A 734-nucleotide genomic window follows, 5' to 3' on the forward strand; every position below is an offset into this window, starting at 1 on the left:
GCGGAAGTGTCGTACTTGGTGTTTGCTGGCGAGTTGGCGTGGAAGGACTTCTGGCTGGTGTTTGCCGGACCGACCTTGGCAGGCAATATCATCGGCGGCAGCTTTATCTTTGCGTTGATCAGCCACGCGCAGATTCGCAGCGAAACCAAGGCGCCTTCTGGTACTCACCCAGGCGCAGGGAAACAGCACCCTCAGCGTAAGGAAAAGATCTGAAATCGCCCCGCAAAGGCTCGAGCGCACGCTTTGCGGGGCGTTTGGAATAGAGCCGTCAGGCATTGAACGGTGCGCTGGCTGGCTCGACCGCTGTTGTACTGTCAGGCGCCTTCAATTGACCCTCCCACCGGGCAATCACCAAGGGGGCCAACGCGTTGCCCAGTACATTCAAAGCTGTGACCGGCATATCCATCAGGCGATAGACCCCTGCGATGATCGCCACGCCCTCCACGGGGAGCCCAGCTGTGGTCAAGGTCGCAGTAAGGATGATAAACATGAAGCCTGGTACGCCCGCTGCACCCTTCGAAGTCAACACCATGATCAATATCAGCATGCCCTGATCTGCCAGGCTCAAGTCGATGCCATACGCTTGGGCGATGAACAATGTGCCCAGGGCGGCAAACAGTGATGCACCATCCAGGTTGAACGAGTAGCCCAGCGGGATAACCATGCTGGGGATAGGGCGTGGCGCGCCATAGCGCTCCATCTTATCGATCAGTTGAGGCATTACCGTTGCCGAG

2 protein-coding genes are annotated in these 734 nt (G+C 58.0%); one reads left to right on the forward strand and one right to left on the reverse strand.

All coding sequences use genetic code 11. The features are described 5' to 3' along the window. On the forward strand, positions 1–213 hold a 213-nt coding region (locus tag OMK64_RS21400), incomplete at its 5' end, for a hypothetical protein (RefSeq protein WP_272730131.1). Between the two features lie 55 nt (positions 214–268). Here OMK64_RS21400 and OMK64_RS21405 read toward each other — a convergent pair. After that, positions 269–734 (reverse strand): cation:dicarboxylate symporter family transporter (locus OMK64_RS21405; protein ID WP_272730132.1); only part of this gene is annotated, 466 nt, incomplete at its 5' end.

It is taken from the genome of Cellulomonas fimi, from assembly GCF_028527925.1.
In the GTDB taxonomy this organism is placed as follows: domain Bacteria; phylum Actinomycetota; class Actinomycetes; order Actinomycetales; family Cellulomonadaceae; genus Cellulomonas; species Cellulomonas fimi_C.